Source organism: Gluconobacter sp. OJB (assembly GCF_039638275.1).
GTDB classification, from domain to species: Bacteria; Pseudomonadota; Alphaproteobacteria; order Acetobacterales; family Acetobacteraceae; genus Gluconobacter; species Gluconobacter cerevisiae.
Window position 1 is genome coordinate 1913950 of the sequence record NZ_JBDIWH010000001.1, and the last position, 17402, is coordinate 1931351.

Sequence of the window (17402 nt, forward strand, 5' to 3'; positions counted from 1 at the left end):
TATTGGTTCGTAAGGAGAAAATTAATGATTATATGCCAAATCGATGAATTTTCCGTTACTGGTATAAGAGGATGGGCGACAGACACCGAAAGCCCATCAGAACCTGTATTTCTCCACGCTCTGGCTGATGGTCAGGAATTTCTCCAGTTTAATTGTACCGATCTGCGTGAAGATGTTCATGCCTCCGGAATTCCATTAAAGAACACCGGCTTCCATATTCCAATGCCGCCCAGTCTTCTTGATGGTAAAAAACATAACATTACTTTTAAAAATCGCCTTAAACAGATTGAAATCTACTCCCAAAATCAAAAACTGGAACATATTTCCTTTTCTGGAAGGCTCCCTGTAGAAACACATTCTTTCGTAGACGGCCTGAAGCAGGGCGTCCTGAGTGGCTGGGTCGTCCGCGGTAATGCCGTCGAGGGCTGGAAGGGCAACCAGCAGATTCTCGTGACCTGCAACGGTCAGAAAATTGCTCAGCTCGAAGCCAACAGATATCGAGGCGACGTCGGAAAAGCCCTCTCCTGCGATCCATATTGCGGTTTTCAGTTTTCGCCGCCGGATCTGTATCGCAAACCATACGAGCAGGAATTCCGCTTTTACATCCTTCCGGACATGACGGAAGTTGCCAACAGTCCCTGCCTGACCAGTTTTGTTACGGATGCAAACGAGTCCCTGATCATCGACGTGATCGATCAGATCGATGCGCTCCATGTTGAACTGACCCGCCTGCGCCGCAAGGTTCGAGAAATTCTTCCGCAGCCCGGATTTACCATTGCTGATTACCATTCCTGGGCAACTGCCTACTTCCCGATTCTTCGGAAGTATGTTGATCGTACCCGGGATGACGATCTTATTCCTGGTAATCCTCTGGTCAGTATTGTCTGCCCGGTATGGAATCCGAACCTCACGGATTTCACAGCCGCAATCGAAAGTGTTCGTGCCCAGACTTGGCAGAACTGGGAGCTCATTCTGGTCGATGACTGCAGCAAAAACCCTGAACTACGCGCCGTCATTGAAAATTTTGCCAAAACAGATGCTCGCATCAAGCCAATTTTCCAGAAAGAAAATGGCGGCATCAGCGTTGCTACAAATGCTGGTCTTGAAGCCGCACAAGGCGAATGGATCGCGTTTTTCGATCACGATGATCTTCTTGCAGACGTCGCCGTCGAATATATGCTCAGAGAAGCCACGAGAAGCCATGCTGATCTGATCTATTCAGACGAAGATAAAATTGACGCCAGTGGTTATTATCGGGAACCCGCGTTCAAGACTGACTGGAATTACAGACTTCTTTTAGGCGTTAATTATGTCTGCCACTTTGTCATGATTCGTCAGTCTGCCCTACAGAAAGTCGGTGGCCTGAATAAAGAATATGACGGCGCGCAGGATCATGATTTTCTGCTGCGGGCTTCCGAACACATTCCTGCAGAAAAAATCCATCACGTTCCCGAAATTCTGTATCACTGGCGTATTACTGCAAACTCGACAGCCTCAGATATTGGTAACAAGCGCTACGCTATTGATGCTGGCATCAATGCTGTGAACGACCATCTCGAGCGTCGCAACCTGCCAGCCCATGTCGATTCCCAAATGGGTATGACGCTTTATGCCGTGGATTGGCAGTTCAACCAGTCTCCGTCGGTCACAATCATCATTCCTTATAAAGATGAAATTCCAACAACGGCCCGATGCCTGGATGCAATCCAGAAATATACCCGTTATCCGAATTATAAAGTCATTCTGGTTAACAACTGGTCGATCACAAAAGAAGCAGAAGATTTTGCAAAGAAAGTCGACGGAATTTCTAATGTCGAAATTCTGACAGTCAAGGAACCCTTCAACTACTCACGAATCAACAATCTTGCAGCAAAAGGCGAGACATCTGAATTCCTTTTATTCCTGAACAACGACGTTTTTGTCGAACAGGAAAACTGGCTTGAAATTCTTGTCAATGAAGCTCTTGCAGATCCGCAAGTTGCAATCGTTGGTGGAAAATTCGTCTACCCCAATCAGACTGTTCAGCACGCTGGCGTCCTGCTTGGGATCGGAGATGTTGCTGGTCATGCCCATGTCGGCATCCCACGCAACGAGGGCGGCTATGCTGGTCGCGCTTACTTCCCGCAGGAAATTTCAGCTGTAACCGCAGCCGGAATGCTGATCCGTCGCCCGGCCTTCGAACTCGTGGGAGGCTTTGATGAAGAGCATCTCAAGGTGGCGTTTAACGATATCGATCTGTGCCTGAAGGTTCGCGACGCCGGCTACAAAGTGATCTGGACTCCTGATTTCTGTGCAGAACACCATGAAAGCCTGAGCCGAGGCAGTGATGATCGTCCTTCAACCGAACGTCGTTTCTTCCATGAAACACAGTTCATGATTGAAAAATGGGGCAAGACGCTTCGTACGGATCCATTTTACAACCCGCACTTCACCCTCGACCGACAGGTCTTTTTTGACCTGACCATCCCGGGAGTTGATGAAACGCGATATCCCCCCCTCGAATCGACCAGAAAAAAAATTCGTCCTCTCTGGGATACCGTGACGCTTACAGCAGAGCAGAAGGCGCCTTCTGCTACAAAAAAACCTGTAGCTAAAAAAAGCCAGGCCAAAGCCCGAGGGAAAAAGCCTTCAAACGAAACCGTAACGGACGCTGCTGAGTAATAGAAAGATTTTGTAAAAAGCAGAGTCTATTAAGTTCTCATCACATCCAGAACATAAACTGGCCCATCCGGGCCAGTTTATGTCTCCTCTAAATTGTCGTTACACAGATTTTCTAACGACATTACTGTTGCCTTTCGCTTCAGACAAAGCAGGTTGTCGACCCTGGATCTCGACAGATCATTTGCAATGCTATTTTTGGTTATAAACGGCACCAGCTTGCGATTTACTTCATGCCCCAAGCAATCCAGACACCTTTCCTTCCCAGACGCACGGCGTCTGACCTAACAGCAAAACCAGACTGCATGGGGAACACAATGATTCTGAAAACTCCTCCCCGAAAACCCAATGTCCAACATGAGTTTAATGGGAACCGGTCAGAAAAGAATAACTTTCAAAAATTGAATGTTCATCAGGGGAAATTCGGAGACCATGGTGGAGCTGAGGGGAATCGAACCCCTGACCTCCTCATTGCGAACGAGGCGCTCTCCCATCTGAGCTACAGCCCCACGGCAAACAGATAGTTCTCCTCTTCCCATACGCTGTCAAGCAGACCTGAGCGCAGGATGTTGTTCTGTGCTATTGCTATCGCTACAAGCGTTCTCCGACCGGCCTTTCGGCTGCCCTGACCGACATTCGACGAGGTTTTACATGGTTGCCCTGCACGCCATTATTCTAATGCTGATCCAGGCTTTCGTATGGATTCTTCTGGCGTATTGCATTCTGTCAATGCTTCTCGGTTTCGGAGTTCTTGATATCCGCAACCGCTTTTTCTATTCTATTTTCAACGCCTTGGCCAAGATCGTCGAGCCTGTCATGGCGCCGATCCGCAACATCCTGCCCAATACGGGTGGCGTGGATTTTGCACCCATGGTGGTCCTGCTGCTGATCCAGTTTCTGGTCTATCCCGCTGTAAACCGGATCTTCTTCATGCTCGCCACCCAGAGTAGCTTCTAAGCACCTTTATCTCAGAGCGCGCCACACTTCTTCCAGCGCCTCAATGAGACTATCAGCGGTTTCATGATGCAACATTCCGTCCGGACGCTGCATCATGACCGACCATTTCCCTTTCGGCTGGCGCTCCATTTTGACATTCCAGTCCTCAGGAAGGCGAGAGAAAACCCGTTCCATCCGAGCTTCAGCCGTTAACGGTTTTGCGTAATTATGTCCCATCGCTGACTGCTTTCGTCTTTCAGTCCGAACTGTTCCGGATCAGCCCGTACCACCCACCGTCAAACCAGAGATCTTCAGGGTCGGCTGACCAACACCCACCGGCACACCCTGACCAGCCTTGCCGCAGGTTCCGATCCCCGGATCAAGCGCCACATCGGACCCGATCATGGAAATCTGGTTCATGGCATCCGCCCCGTTTCCGATCAAGGTCGCGCCCTTTACCGGGCGAATGATTTTTCCGTCTTCCACGAGATACGCTTCCGAAGCCGCGAACACGAATTTCCCCGACGTGATATCGACCTGCCCGCCGCCAAAATTCACAGCATAGAGTCCCCGCTTGATCGAACGGATCATCTCGTCCGTCGTGGCACTCCCTTCGAGCATCAGCGTATTGGTCATCCGGGGCATCGGAGCATGAGCATAGGACTGACGGCGCCCGTTTCCGGTCGATTTCGTTCCCATCAGGCGCCCATTCAGGCGATCCTGAAGATAGCCGGTGAGAATCCCATCCTCGATCAGCACCGTCCGGGACGTCGGCGTGCCTTCGTCATCAACACTGAGCGATCCCCGACATTCAGGCAGCGTTCCGTCATCAACCACGGTCACGCCTGCAGAGGCCACACGCTTGCCAATCATTCCCGAAAAGGATGAGGTCCCCTTGCGGTTGAAATCCCCTTCCAGCCCGTGACCTACGGCTTCATGCAGCAGAATACCCGGCCAACCCGGCCCAAGCACCGCATCCATCTCGCCCGCAGGAGCAGGCGCGGCATCCAGCGTAATCAGGGCCTGCTTCAGCGCCTTGTCGACCGCATCCCGCCATGTGTCCGGAGCCAGCAGACGGTCCAGTTCGTAACGCCCGCCCAGACCACAGCTTCCGCTCTCGCGTTGGCCATTTTTTTCCACGACGACCGACACGTTCATCCGCACCAGAGGCCGCAAATCCGCCACCTCGCCCCCGGCATCTGCGCGGCGCATGATCTGCACCGCCTGCCATTCGGAACTCAGCACCGCACTCACCTGCACCACGCGGGAATCCAGCCCCCGCGCATAGGCGTCAATTTCACTCAGAACCGCAGCCCGGGCCGCAAAATCCGTTCCCTCAAGCGGACGGGAGTCTCCATAGAGAAGCTGGTTCGTCGCCTGCGGCCCAGGCGCCATAACACCACTCCGCCCCTGCCGAACGGCCCCCACCGTACTGACCGCCCGCGCCAGAGCGTCGCGGCTGATATCGTCGGCATGGGCAAAAGCCGTCTCCGTTCCCAGGACGGCCCGCAAACCAAACCCTGAAGACGTGTTGAAACTGGCCGAACGGATCGTCCCGTCATCCAGACTGATGCTCTCGTTTTCCCGGTATTCCAGAAAAAGCTCACCGTCATCCACACCCTCAAGCCCCCGATCAACGAGCGCTTTGGCGTCATCACGAGTCAGCTTTGAATCAGGCCGCCCGAAAAACAGCGTATTGGTTGTCGCAAGAGCGCCCAGAGCATCAGCAGCAACAGACATGAAAAATCTCCAGACAGAAAACGAATGACAGAACCGAGCTTCTAAGAAAGGGCTTTTTCCAGCCGTTTCAAGGCTTCTCGCAGGATCTCCGGCTTTTTACAGAATGCGAACCGGACCAGATTCTGTGGGGGAGTATCCCCTTCAGGATCATAGAAAGCCGAAACCGGAATTGTCGCAACGCCCGCATGCTCAATCAACCAGCGCGCGAATTCCACATCGCTGCGCCCATCTGCATGACGCGAGATATCCGCCACGATGAAATAGCTTCCATCGGCAGGCAATGTCTCAAAGCCCAAACGGGGCAGACCATCCCGCAACAGATCCCGCTGTGTTTCCATTTGGGACGACAGAGCCTGATAGTAACTCTCATCCTTGTTCAGCCCATAAGCCACGGCCCGCTGAAGGTTCGGAGCAGTCGCGAACACCAGAACCTGATGCGCCTTCGCCACCAACGATGCCAAGGCGGCAGGTGCAGTTACATAGCCGACTTTCCATCCCGTCAGGGAGAAACTCTTGCCCGCACTCCCGATCCGCATAGACCGCTCACGCATCCCCGGAAGGCTCATCAGCGGGATATGTTTCACGTGAAACGTCAGGTGCTCATAAACCTCATCGCAGATCGCATATGCATCATGCTCCCGCACCAGTTCCGCAATCAGCTCAAGCTCTTCACGAACAAAAACCTTCCCGGAAGGATTCATCGGCGAATTGAGCATGATCGCCTTTGTCTTCGGCCCAAACGCAGCCCGCAGTTCCGCTTCCGGCAGCGACCAGTGCGGTGGCTGAAGCCGCACACAGCGCGGAACGGCTCCCAGCAGCCTGAGTGCTGGCAAATAGGTGTCATAAAGCGGTTCGATCACCACCACCTCATCCCCCGGTTCCACCACCGCCATGAGGCACGCCGCCAGCGCTTCTGTAGCCCCGGACGTCACCACAACTTCCGTCGCTGGATCGACCTCCAGCCCATAGAAACGCCGGTTGGAAGACGCCACGGCCTCCCGCAACTCCGGTAGTCCCGTCAGAGGCGCATACTGGTTTCGTCCGTCCTGAAGCGCCTCGGCAGCCACCTGAATGATATCCTGCGGCCCCTCCGTATCCGGGAATCCCTGCCCAAGATTGATCGCCCCATGTTTCACGGCCAGCTGGGACATGATCGTGAAAATGGTCGTCGGAAGACCTGCAAGATACTGATTCGGAGTTTTCATTGATGAGGTCCAGAGCAGACGGAAAACACAAAGCCCCTCACCATTGCAGGCCAGTGCGGGCCTGAAAAGCCTTTCAGTCCCGCATCCGTGTTTTCCGATGCATATCGCACAACGATCTACAGGCCACCGCAAAATTCATGCAAATAACGTTCGACCAGCGGGGAAAGAAGATCGATGCTTTTTTCCATGCAGGTTCCGAAGCAGACGCGGAAAACTTTGATCCACTTCCGCAAGATTCTACCCTAAATCCGCAGAATAGCGTAATTTCCCATACTCGACAGACGGGCATTTGTCGCTTAATCGTTTTGCAGCCGTTTACACGATGCAAGGCGACAGATCGATGGCCAAGAAAGCCCCCACTTCCTCTACCGCGACACCAAAGGCCGCTCCGGCGCGCCGCCCCTCGAAGGCCGCAGCGCCCAAGGCTGCTCCGGCAGCGTCGGGCAAGCCGCCCGCTCCGAACCCGCTGGCCGTAGCCCGCGTCTTCGAGATGATCCAGGAGCACGCGGCGGAATTCGTCGATCTGCGCTTCACGGACCCCAAGGGCAAGTGGCACCACACGACCCAGACAGTCTCGACCATCGAAGACGACACCTTCGTTGAAGGTTTCATGTTCGACGGTTCGTCCATCCAAGGCTGGAAGGCCATCAACGAGTCCGACATGGTCCTGCTTCCGGACCCGGAAACGGCCGTAATGGACCCATTCTCGGCCAAGCCGCAGCTGATCCTGTTCTGCGACATCATTGATCCGAAGACGGGCAATTTCTACAACCGCGACCCGCGCTCGACCGCCAAGCTCGCAGAAGCCTACCTTAAGGAAGCCGGTTTCGGTGACACGGCGTTCTTCGGTCCGGAAGCCGAGTTCTTCATCTTCGACAACGTGCAGTTCGGCACAGGCCCGAACTTCGGCATGTACCAGCTCGACAGCATCGAAGGCCCCGGCGCCTCCCTGAAGGCCTACCCGGAAGGCAACATGGGCCACCGCCCTGTCGTCAAGGGTGGCTACTTCCCGGTCCCACCCGTGGACAGCGAACACGACCTGCGCGCCGAAATGCTTTCGACGATGGGCGAAATGGGCCTGCCGATCGAAAAGCATCACCACGAAGTCGCACAGTCGCAGCACGAGCTCGGCACGAAGTTCGACACACTCGTGAAGTCCGCCGACTTCATGCAGATCTACAAGTATTGCGTGCACAACGTCGCCCATTCCTACGGCAAGACGGCCACGTTCATGCCGAAGCCGATTGCGGGCGACAACGGCTCGGGCATGCATGTCCACCAGTCCATCTGGAAGGACGGCAAGCCGACTTTCGCTGGTGACAAGTATGCAGACCTGTCCGAAGACGCGCTGTTCTACATCGGTGGCATCATCAAGCACGCGAAGGCCCTGAACGCCTTCACGAACCCGTCCACCAACTCCTACAAGCGCCTGATCCCGGGCTTCGAAGCTCCCGTGCTTCTGGCCTACTCCGCTGCGAACCGCTCGGCTTCGTGTCGTATTCCGCATGCGACCAACCCGAAGGCAAAGCGCGTCGAAGTCCGCTTCCCGGACCCGATGGCAAACCCGTATCTCGCTTTCGCAGCCATGCTGATGGCCGGTCTGGACGGCATCCGCAACAAAATCCATCCGGGCGATGCCATGGACAAGGATCTGTACGAACTGCCGAAGGAAGAGCTGTCCCAGATCCCAACGGTCTGTGGCTCGCTCCGTGAAGCACTCGAAGCCCTTAAGGAAGACCACGCATTCCTTCTCGAAGGCGGCGTCTTCACCAAGGACCAGATCGAAAGCTACATCGACATCAAGTGGCCGGAAGTCTACAAGTTCGAACACACGCCGCATCCGGCAGAGTTCGAGATGTACTACTCGGTCTAATCCGGGTCATAACATCCCGTCTATGGAAAGCCCGGCCTTCGCGCCGGGCTTTTCTGTTTTCAACACACTGACCAAGACGGCCGATGATCCATCCCTCCCCGCAGGCATTCTCCTCGTCCACCCTGCCTGTTCTCGACATCGCAGGCACAATCGTTTTTGCCATTTCGGGGGCCATAGAAGCGGCACGGGCGCGCCTGACCATCGTAACCTTCATGTTTTTTGCCGCCATCACAGGCGTCGGCGGCGGAACGGTGCGTGACCTGCTCATCGGTGCGCCCGTCTTCTGGATGCACACCTCCGTCCCAATTACAGCCTGCCTGCTTTCCGCCATTGCCGTCTGGTTGACACCAGCCCGTTTTTGGCCGGCCCGTGCAGTAGAATGGTTCGATGGTCTCGGAATCGCGGCTTATGGAGTCTTTGGATCTGCCAAAGCGCTGGCACACGGCATCCCTTTGATTCCCGCGGCTCTCATGGGAATTGTCAGCGCCTGCATGGGCGGAATTTTCCGGGATGTCCTGGCAGGTGTGCCATCCATCATCATCCGACCGGAGCTTTACGTAACGGCCGTCGCCCTGTCGTCCGGGACATATGTGTCCCTGACAGCGCTGGGCATGAACACGAGCCTCGCAGCCCTTATTGCCGTCGTGGCAGGGTTCAGCTTACGTGCCGTAGCCCTCATAAAGAGGCTCGGCCTGCCGCATTACAAACGATAGTCAGCAGGCCTGTTCAAACGCCTCTCAGGCTATGATGTCGAACCCGATATCTTCCACGACATGCTGCAATGCAACCGGCGTCACTTTCTGCTCATCGTACTGAATGGCCGCCTGTCCCGGATCAAGCGTCACCTGCGCGGACGACACACCCGGAACATTGGACAACGCGGACTGCAACTTGCCCGAACATCCGTTGCACGACATCCCGTCAACCTTGAACGTCACCATCGAAACCATAAAAGACTCTCCTGTCTTCAAGAGCTGCTCCGCAAAGCAGTCGATCCCCGAAATGGGGGCCTATTCCCACAGAAACAAAAACCGCTTCTTCAGACCGCGTCCGCAGCCTCGTCAAGCGGCTGAACCTTCATGATATCGATCTCCACGCGCAGTTTTCCAAGAGCCTCACCCAGAGCCTTGAAATGCGGCGACGCCAGATGTGCTGCGAACGCAGCCTCAGAAGTCCAGACTTCAGTTGCCACAAACCGTCCGGCCTTTTCGGTGTCCCTGCTGATCACATACTGGCGGCAGGCTTCTTCCTTGCGTGAGGACACGATGCAGGCTGCAAAAGCATATTCTGCCGCTGCGACATGGTCCGCCGCGACCGTAATAACAGCCGTGATATGAACCGTCTGACTCATGGAGAAATTCCTCATCAACAATGGAACTACCCGAAAGCTCTTCTTCCTCAGACGGGCAGTGTTTCACGTGAAACCATACCTCACCCCTTTGTGAGAAAGAACCCATGCCGGGTATCACAATAAAAGAGCCCGAACAGCAAAAAGGCGCCTCCCAAAAGGAAGACGCCTTTTCTCAAACATCAGGCCGAAAACGCGTTTAGCCCTCCGCGTAGGTCGAAATATCCGGGCAGGAACAGACAAGGTTCCGGTCCCCCCAGGCATTGTCCAGACGCCCGACCGGCGACCAGTATTTCGACGTGTTCACACCACCGGGGAAGCATCCGGCCTCACGGCTGTAGGAGCGCTCCCAGACACCTGCGAGATCCGCCGTCGTATGCGGCGCAAAGCGCAGGGGGCTCTCTTCCATCCCAACATGCCCAGCTTCGACCTCAGCAATTTCCGCACGGATGGCGATCATCGCATCGCAGAAGCGATCCAGCTCGCCCTTGCCTTCGGATTCCGTCGGCTCGATCATGAACGTCCCGGCCACCGGGAAGCTGACCGTCGGTGCGTGAAAGCCATGATCGATCAGACGCTTGGCGATATCATCCACCGTCACGCCGACCGTATCCTTAAGCGGCCGCAGATCCACGATGCATTCATGCGCCGTAAAGCCATTCGTGCCGCGATACAGAACCGGATAATGCCCTTCCAGACGCGCCGCGATGTAGTTTGCATTCAGGATCGCCATCGTGGTCGCCTGACGTAAGCCCTCGTCGCCCATCATCATGATGTAAGCTGCGGAAATCGGCAGAATGGATGCCGACCCGAAAGGCGCAGCGGACACCGCAATGCCATGCTGCCCCGGCAGATACGGCGCGAGGTGCTTGCCCACACCGATCGGCCCCATGCCCGGACCACCACCGCCATGCGGAATGCAGAACGTCTTGTGCAGGTTGAAATGCGAGACATCCGCGCCGTACAGACCCGGCCGCGCCAGCCCAACCTGAGCATTGAGGTTCGCGCCATCCAGATAGACCTGCCCACCAGCTTCATGAACCAGCTCGCAGATCTCGACAATCCGCTCCTCGAACACGCCATGCGTGGACGGATACGTGATCATGATGGCCGCCACGCGCCCGTCATGCTGCGCGATCTTCGCCTTCAGATCCTCGACATCCACATTGCCGTTCTCATCGCAGGCCACGACGACAACCCGCATCCCGACCATCTGGGCCGAAGCCGGATTGGTCCCATGCGCCGAGGCCGGAATCAGGCAGACATCCCGGTTCTCATCCCCACGTGCGCGGTGATAGCCGCGGATCGCCAGAAGGCCGGCATATTCGCCCTGCGCGCCGGAATTCGGCTGAAGCGACACCGCGTCATACCCCGAAATCGCACAGAGCGTGCGCTCCAGATACGTGAACAGCTCGGCATAACCCTGAACCTGATCCGCAGGTGCAAACGGATGAATCCGCGCGAATTCCGGCCAGGTGATGGGGATCATCTCCGCCGTCGCATTGAGCTTCATGGTGCATGAGCCCAGCGGGATCATCGTGCGATCCAGCGCCAGATCCTTGTCCGCCAGCGCACGCATGTAGCGCAGCAAATCCGTCTCGGAACGATGGGCATGGAACACAGGATGCGTCAGCAGCGGCGCCGTCCGGGACAGGCCTTCCGGCAACGCATCCGTCACATCGAGCGCCTGCTCGACAGACACCAGATCCGCATCCTCACCTGCGAAGGACGCCCAGACTGCACGGATCGTTTCCGGCGTCGTGGTCTCGTCACAGGACACGCCAATCCGGCCATTCCCCGCATCGCGCAGATTGATGCCCGAAGCCACGGCCCGCGCCAGAACCTGTGGCGCAGCAGCACCCGCCTGAACGGTGATCGTGTCGAAGAACACCTCCGTCTCGACGCGCGCGCCCAGAGTCTTCAGCCCAGCGGACAGGATCGCCGCCATCCGGTGCGTACGCGCGGCAATCGCCTTCAGCCCTTCCGGACCATGATACACTGCATACATGGACGCGATGATCGCCAGCAGCGCCTGCGCCGTGCAGATGTTGGACGTCGCTTTCTCGCGGCGGATATGCTGCTCACGCGTCTGAAGCGCCAGACGATAGGCAGGCTTGCCCGCACTGTCGCGCGACACGCCAACCAGACGGCCCGGCATGTGCCGCTTGAACGCATCGCGCGTCGCCATGAACCCCGCATGCGGGCCACCAGCCCCCATCGGCACGCCATAACGCTGCATCGAGCCAATTGCGATATCCGCGCCCAGCGCACCCGGACTTTCCAGCACCACCAGCGCCAGCGGATCACAGGCCAGAGCGGCAATCGCGCCCTTCTCATGCAGCGCCGCAATCACGCCGCGCAGATCCCGCACGCGCCCTGAAGAGCCTGGATAGGATAGCAGCGCACCAAACACGGAGGACGCATCCAGATCCGTCTCCGGATCGCCAACCACAACATCCCAGCCCAGCGGCTCGGCGCGCGTGCGGATCACGGCAATCGTCTGCGGGTGCGTGTCGGCATCCACGAAGAATGCTGTCGCCTTGGACTTGCCCACACGCTGCGCCAGCGCCATGGCTTCCGCACAGGCCGTGCCCTCGTCCAGCAGGGACGCATTGGCAATATCCAGCTCCGTCAGATCCGCCACCAGCGTCTGGAAGTTCAGCAGCGCCTCAAGACGGCCTTGGCTGATTTCGGGCTGATACGGCGTATAGGCCGTGTACCAGGCCGGATTTTCCAGAATGTTCCGCTGGATGACCGGTGGCAGAACCGTATCGTAATAACCCTGCCCGATCATGGACGTCAGAACCTGATTGCGCGACGCAATCTGACGCAGGCGCAAAAGCGCATCCTGCTCGGTCAGGGCCGCACCAATCCCGTGATCCCCGCGATCGAGAATGGCGGCCGGAATGGTCCGGTCGATCAGGTCATCGAGACTGGACGCGCCAACGACCCGCAGCATCTCCCCGATTTCGGAAGGACGCGGGCCGATATGGCGGGAGCTGAAATCTTCGGTCTGGGCAGGCCACAAGGTCGTCACAGGCAGGTTCTCTGGCATTTCATGAAAAGCGGAGGCAGGAATTTAGGGCAGGCTGAAAGAAAAACGGGGCCTGCCAACGCAAACCCCGCAAGCCTCAGAGGCTCTTGTACTGCTCGGCCGTCAGCAGGCCCTTGAGGTCGTCCGGGTTGGAAACCGTCATGCGGAAGATCCAGCCCTCGCCTTCCGCATCGCGGCCCACCAGCGTCGGGTCGTCAGACAGCGCCTCGTTGAAGCCAGCCAACGTGCCCGCAACCGGTGCATAGATGTCGGACGCTGCCTTCACGGACTCAACAACCGCAGCCGCATCACCGGCGGCAACTTCCGTGCCCTCGTCCTTGGCTTCAACGAACACCAGCTCGCCCAATTCTTCGGAGGCATGGGTCGTGATGCCGACGGTAGCCTGCTCGCCATCGACGCGGATCCATTCATGGGACTTCGTGTAATAGGTCGTCATTGCTGTTTTTCCTGATCTGAAAGTCGACTGTAAGTTCAGCGCTTGAAACCGGGTGCCACGAAGGGCATCGCCCGCACATGCAGCGGCACATACTTGCCCCGCAGTTCCGCAAAGACGGGTGTGTCCAGCGCCGCATGATCCGACGCGACATAGCCCATCGCAACAGGAGCCTTCACGCTCGGGCCAAATGCCCCGGACGTAACCACCCCGATTTCCTTCTGCCCCTCGGCATCGGCAAAGAGTTTCGCCCCCGCCCGCACCGGAGCACGGCCTTCCGCCAGCAGACCCACGCGCTTACGCGACACGCCATCGCGCGTCTGCTTCAGCACAACTTCCGCACCCGGATAGCCACCCTCGCGGGAACCACCTTCACGACGCGCCTTCTGGATCGCCCAGCCCAGCGAGGCTTCAACCGGCGTGGTCGCGACGTCAATGTCATTGCCATACAGGCACAGTCCGGCCTCAAGACGCAGCGAATCCCGCGCACCCAGGCCAATCGGCAACACATCCGGCTGCGCCAGAATCGCACGCGCGACTTTCTCGGAATCCGCGCCCGCACAGCCAATCTCGAACCCGTCCTCGCCCGTATAGCCGGACCGCGACACCGTCACCTTCACGGGCCCAGTCGCAGTGGCCAGCTCGGTCTCGATCACATCCATGAAGCGCATGTCCTTCACGGCCGGGCAAAGCGGCGCCAGAGCCGCTTCCGCAGCCGGGCCCTGAAGCGCCATAAGACCGCGATCAAACTGGCGCGTCACCACACACCGATCAGACAGCGCCTTCTCGATCCGATCCGCGTCCTGAACCTTGCACCCGGCATTCACGACCACCAGCAGATCATGGCCCATATTGGCGACCATCAGATCGTCCAGAATGCCACCGTCCTCGTTGGTCAGCAGTCCATAACGCTGACGCCCGGCGGCAAGCCCGACATAATCGGCAGGGACCAGCGTCTCCAGAGCCGCAGCAGCGTCCTTCACGTCGCCGCTTTTCGCAGCAATACGGATCTGCCCCATATGGGACACGTCAAACAGACCGGCCTTCTCGCGCGTATGCAGATGCTCCGCCATCAGCCCAGCAGGGAACTGGATCGGCATCTCGAAGCCTGCAAACGGCACCATCTTCGCGCCAAGTTCCAGATTCAGATCGTAAAGGGGAGTACGCTGGAGGGAATCGCTCATACGAAAAAGCCCGGCCCATTCTATCTCAAGACGTGAAGATGCAGACGCCCCCGGCATTCCGCAGAACGCGGCCGGAAAAACGTCGCCCCTTCTGTCCTTTCGCCTGAGATCGCTATCCCGTCGGCGGATGCGTCAAGCGCACCTCTCTCCAGAATGTCCTGACCGCCTCGGTCCTTTGGCCTGAGAGTTTCCGGGGCGGTTGCTCCTTCGGCGCCAGCCTTGCGGCTGATCTCTCCCGTGTCGATCAATTCAATCCTGCCAGTTTCCGAAAAACTCCGCAATCGTTACGATCGCTCCCGCGTTGTGTCCCGAGACCTTAAATGCACAAAGGAGAACTCCATGGCTGGCGAACTGACGGTCATTGCTGAATTCGAGACCACACCGGCAACCTATGACAAATTTCTCAAAGCCTGCGCCTATGACAGCGAACGCTCCGTGGCCGACGAATCCGGCTGTCACAGCTTCACGGTCCTTTCCCCCGAAACGGAAGCCGATACCGTCATCCTGGTGGAAGTCTATACCGACCGCGCGGCTTTCGAAGAGCACCTCAGGACCCCGCATTTCGAGGTCTTCGCAAACGCTGTAAAAGAACTGGACATCAAGGAACGCAGCGTCCGCTTCCTGAAGAAAAGGGCTCCCTGAGCAATGCAGCTTTCAAGCACGAAACGCCTCCTCGCCATTACCCTCCTGTGTGGCACGGTGTCTGCCTGCGCGTCCCATCCGCAGCATAATCCGCGCACCCGCCTGATCGGCATCCCCAACCCCGCCAGCGTCTATTGCACGCAGCAGGGCGGCCGACACGGCGACGTCCGGACGCCAGGCGGCGAAACCGGCACCTGCACCTTTCCCCCCAACCAGATCTGCGACGAATGGACGCTTTACCGCGAACACCGCTGCGTCGCGCCTCTGGCCAAGATGACGCCCTGATTTTTCAGTTCGGCCAAATCAAGCCCGGTGAGGCCCGCAAGGGCCAGCCGGGTTTTTCATTTTCCGAATACATAATATGTTATGTATTCCATCCACATGATCCCCGGAATCCGCATGACCGCCCCGTCTCCCCTGAGCGCCCTGACCACACGCACCACCAGACTCTTCACCCTCCTGCTGGAACGCGATCTCAAGAAATCAGGCCTCCGGATCGGTCAGCTCCCCGTGTTGCAGGCTTTGCAGGACGGAAAGGCACTCAATCAGAAAGCCCTCGCGGATTTTGCGGATATTGAACAACCGGGCATGACGACACTTCTCGCCCGGATGGAGCGCGACGGCCTGATCCAGCGCGAACCAGACCCCACAGACCGTCGCAGCACACAGGTCACACTGACGCCGGACGGCCAGCGGAAAAGCCGGAATATCGTTCCAATAATAGAACATTTAACCGACACAGCACTCAAGGGGTTTACACCCCTTGAACGCGATATTCTCGTAACACTTCTGGAACGGATCAACAGCAGCCTGAAAAGCCAGCTGTAACCGCCTGCCCCTTCATCGAAGGAGCAGGCGCGAGATCATTTTCCGGTCTTCGGAAGATGCTCGGCAATATAGGGCGGCAGATTGAACGACCCAACATGGATCTCCGGCGTCCAGTAGCGCGTCGTTCCCACAATCTTCGCAGCGTCTGCACGGGCGCGGATCTGCTCCACCGTCTGCGTGTTCGGCGCCTGCCCCTTGGAGGCCACACCCAGCGTCATGAACCCGCCAACATAGGTCGGAACAGCCGCCACATACGCACCCACATGCGGGAAGAACTTCGCACGGCGCAGGCTCGTCTCATGCAGTTCATCCGCCTGCATGAACGGCACGCCGCACTGGTTCACGATCAGCCCTTCGTCCGAAAGGATACGCGCGCAGTTGCTGTAGAACTCATCCGTGAACAGCACTTCGCCCACACCGATCGGATCGGTGCTGTCGACGATGATCACATCGAAGGAGCCATCAGCTGCCTTCAAAACGTAATCAATGCCGTCGCCTACAATGACCTCGGCCCGTGGGTCATTCCACGCGTCACCGGCAATATTCGGCAGATACTGCTTGGACAGCTCGATCACCGCACCGTCGATCTCGACCATAACGGCCTTCTCGACCGTCTCATGCTGCAACACGCGACGCAGAACGCCACCGTCACCCGCACCGATGATCAGAACGCGCTTCGCACAGGGATGCGCCAGAAGCGGCACATGCGTCAGCATTTCCTGATAGACGAACTCGTCACGCTCGGTAATCTGGATGACACCGTCCAGAACCAGTACGCGGCCGTGACCAGCACTTTCGAACACCACGATGTCCTGAAAATCGGATTTTACCCGTGCGAGTTCGCGCGTCACGAGAAAGCGCTGTCCCCAGTCCGGGTACAGTGTCTCGTTGAGCCATGTTTCAGCCATGGATCATCGTTTCCTTGTCGGAGTATATTGAAAAAGGGCCGGTTTCATCCGGCCCCTTCATCAGTTCAGACCGCCTTTGCGGCCTTGTCCTGCACGCGGCCGCGCCGCATGGCATCAACCTCGATCCGGCCAGCCTGGAACAGGCGCTGCATCACCGGAATTGACAGGTTCGGATCACACACACCGCACATGAACACGTCCACAGCGGCGTAATTCCGTTCCGGCCACGTATGGATCGAGATATGGCTTTCCGCCAGCACGATCACACCCGACACGCCGCCATTGGGCGTGAAGTGATGAAAATGGCTGTGCAGAATCGTCGCGCCAGCCGCAACCGCAGCTTCGCACAGCGTTTCATCGATCCGCGTGGGATCATCGAGGTTCCGGGCATCCCAGAAATCGATCAGCAGGTGATTGCCAGCAAACCGCTCGCCATCACGCTCAATGAAGTAATCCTTGCGCTCATCTTCGACGAAGTGAGCAGCGCTGTTCTGGATATCTCTCGGGAGTTCCGATACCATCCCCAGTTGAGCAAGTGCGTTCATCACGTACCCCCAAACCAGTAGACAGCCTGTTGGGCAAAAAATGCCCC

17 protein-coding genes, 1 tRNA gene and 1 riboswitch are annotated in these 17402 nt (G+C 57.3%); of the genes, 7 read left to right on the forward strand and 11 right to left on the reverse strand.

The features are described 5' to 3' along the window. The first annotated feature begins 24 nt into the window (after positions 1 to 24). Complete coding sequence (locus tag ABDK74_RS08835) at positions 25 to 2661, forward strand: glycosyltransferase family 2 protein (protein WP_346003513.1); 2637 nt, start codon at positions 25 to 27, stop codon at positions 2659 to 2661. A 430-nt stretch (positions 2662 to 3091) separates the two neighbouring features. On the opposite strand, the gene ABDK74_RS08840 is transcribed toward ABDK74_RS08835, so the two are convergent. After that, positions 3092 to 3167, reverse strand: a tRNA-Ala gene (locus tag ABDK74_RS08840). 142 nt (positions 3168 to 3309) lie between these two features. On the opposite strand from ABDK74_RS08840, the gene ABDK74_RS08845 reads away from it, so the two are divergent. Next, positions 3310 to 3615, forward strand: a complete 306-nt coding sequence (locus tag ABDK74_RS08845) for a YggT family protein (protein ID WP_346003514.1) — start codon at positions 3310 to 3312, stop codon at positions 3613 to 3615. A gap of 6 nt (positions 3616 to 3621) precedes the next feature. Here ABDK74_RS08845 and ABDK74_RS08850 read toward each other — a convergent pair whose 3' ends face one another. The 3 genes from ABDK74_RS08850 to ABDK74_RS08860 all read right to left on the reverse strand — a co-directional run bounded on the left by ABDK74_RS08850 (position 3622) and on the right by ABDK74_RS08860 (position 6539). Continuing rightward, positions 3622 to 3744, reverse strand: coding sequence for a hypothetical protein (locus ABDK74_RS08850; protein ID WP_346003515.1), 123 nt, complete (start codon positions 3742 to 3744; stop codon positions 3622 to 3624). Positions 3745 to 3870: 126 nt separating this feature from the next. Then, positions 3871 to 5334, reverse strand: a complete 1464-nt coding sequence (gene tldD, locus ABDK74_RS08855) for a metalloprotease TldD (protein ID WP_346003516.1) — start codon at positions 5332 to 5334, stop codon at positions 3871 to 3873. A 41-nt stretch (positions 5335 to 5375) separates the two neighbouring features. Continuing rightward, on the reverse strand, positions 5376 to 6539 hold the full coding sequence (locus ABDK74_RS08860; protein ID WP_346003517.1) for an aminotransferase: 1164 nt from the start codon (positions 6537 to 6539) through the stop codon (positions 5376 to 5378). 490 nt (positions 6540 to 7029) lie between these two features. Here ABDK74_RS08860 and glnA point away from each other — a divergent pair, with 490 nt between their 5' ends. Continuing rightward, on the forward strand, positions 7030 to 8412 hold the full coding sequence (gene glnA / locus ABDK74_RS08865; RefSeq protein ID WP_194256102.1) for a type I glutamate--ammonia ligase: 1383 nt from the start codon (positions 7030 to 7032) through the stop codon (positions 8410 to 8412). Positions 8413 to 8495: 83 nt separating this feature from the next. Next, on the forward strand, positions 8496 to 9125 hold the full coding sequence (locus tag ABDK74_RS08870) for a trimeric intracellular cation channel family protein (RefSeq protein WP_194256084.1): 630 nt from the start codon (positions 8496 to 8498) through the stop codon (positions 9123 to 9125). A gap of 24 nt (positions 9126 to 9149) precedes the next feature. Here the strand turns inward: ABDK74_RS08870 and ABDK74_RS08875 are convergent, their stop codons facing one another. From ABDK74_RS08875 to gcvT, 5 genes are all read right to left on the reverse strand, one after another. Continuing rightward, positions 9150 to 9362, reverse strand: coding sequence for a heavy-metal-associated domain-containing protein (locus tag ABDK74_RS08875; protein WP_194256083.1), 213 nt, complete (start codon positions 9360 to 9362; stop codon positions 9150 to 9152). A gap of 89 nt (positions 9363 to 9451) precedes the next feature. Next, on the reverse strand, positions 9452 to 9763 hold the full coding sequence (locus tag ABDK74_RS08880) for a putative quinol monooxygenase (protein ID WP_346003518.1): 312 nt from the start codon (positions 9761 to 9763) through the stop codon (positions 9452 to 9454). 196 nt (positions 9764 to 9959) lie between these two features. After that, the gene (gene gcvP, locus ABDK74_RS08885) at positions 9960 to 12815 is read right to left on the reverse strand and encodes an aminomethyl-transferring glycine dehydrogenase (RefSeq protein ID WP_346003519.1); all 2856 of its coding nucleotides are present in this window, start codon (positions 12813 to 12815) and stop codon (positions 9960 to 9962) included. Positions 12816 to 12891: 76 nt separating this feature from the next. Continuing rightward, complete coding sequence (gene gcvH / locus ABDK74_RS08890; RefSeq protein ID WP_062107071.1) at positions 12892 to 13251, reverse strand: glycine cleavage system protein GcvH; 360 nt, start codon at positions 13249 to 13251, stop codon at positions 12892 to 12894. Between the two features lie 35 nt (positions 13252 to 13286). Beyond that, positions 13287 to 14432: a glycine cleavage system aminomethyltransferase GcvT gene (gene gcvT / locus ABDK74_RS08895; protein WP_346003520.1), complete on the reverse strand. Its 1146-nt coding sequence runs from the start codon at positions 14430 to 14432 to the stop codon at positions 13287 to 13289. A gap of 158 nt (positions 14433 to 14590) precedes the next feature. Next, positions 14591 to 14680: riboswitch (glycine riboswitch) on the reverse strand. 91 nt (positions 14681 to 14771) lie between these two features. Between gcvT and ABDK74_RS08900 the strand changes: the two genes are divergently transcribed. The 3 genes from ABDK74_RS08900 to ABDK74_RS08910 all read left to right on the forward strand — a co-directional run bounded on the left by ABDK74_RS08900 (position 14772) and on the right by ABDK74_RS08910 (position 15902). Continuing rightward, positions 14772 to 15074, forward strand: a complete 303-nt coding sequence (locus ABDK74_RS08900) for a putative quinol monooxygenase (protein WP_346003521.1) — start codon at positions 14772 to 14774, stop codon at positions 15072 to 15074. Positions 15075 to 15077: 3 nt separating this feature from the next. Beyond that, positions 15078 to 15359 carry a DUF333 domain-containing protein gene (locus ABDK74_RS08905; RefSeq protein ID WP_194256077.1) on the forward strand — a complete coding sequence of 94 codons (282 nt, stop codon included), beginning with the start codon at positions 15078 to 15080 and terminating at the stop codon, positions 15357 to 15359. 114 nt (positions 15360 to 15473) lie between these two features. Beyond that, on the forward strand, positions 15474 to 15902 hold the full coding sequence (locus tag ABDK74_RS08910; RefSeq protein ID WP_346003522.1) for a MarR family transcriptional regulator: 429 nt from the start codon (positions 15474 to 15476) through the stop codon (positions 15900 to 15902). A 35-nt stretch (positions 15903 to 15937) separates the two neighbouring features. On the opposite strand, the gene speE is transcribed toward ABDK74_RS08910, so the two are convergent. Both speE and speD read right to left on the reverse strand, forming a co-directional pair. Beyond that, a complete protein-coding gene (gene speE / locus ABDK74_RS08915; protein ID WP_346003523.1) occupies positions 15938 to 16810 on the reverse strand; it encodes a polyamine aminopropyltransferase in 873 nt (290 codons plus the stop codon). Positions 16811 to 16875: 65 nt separating this feature from the next. Next, on the reverse strand, positions 16876 to 17355 hold the full coding sequence (gene speD / locus ABDK74_RS08920) for an adenosylmethionine decarboxylase (protein ID WP_346003524.1): 480 nt from the start codon (positions 17353 to 17355) through the stop codon (positions 16876 to 16878). Positions 17356 to 17402 lie beyond the last annotated feature (47 nt).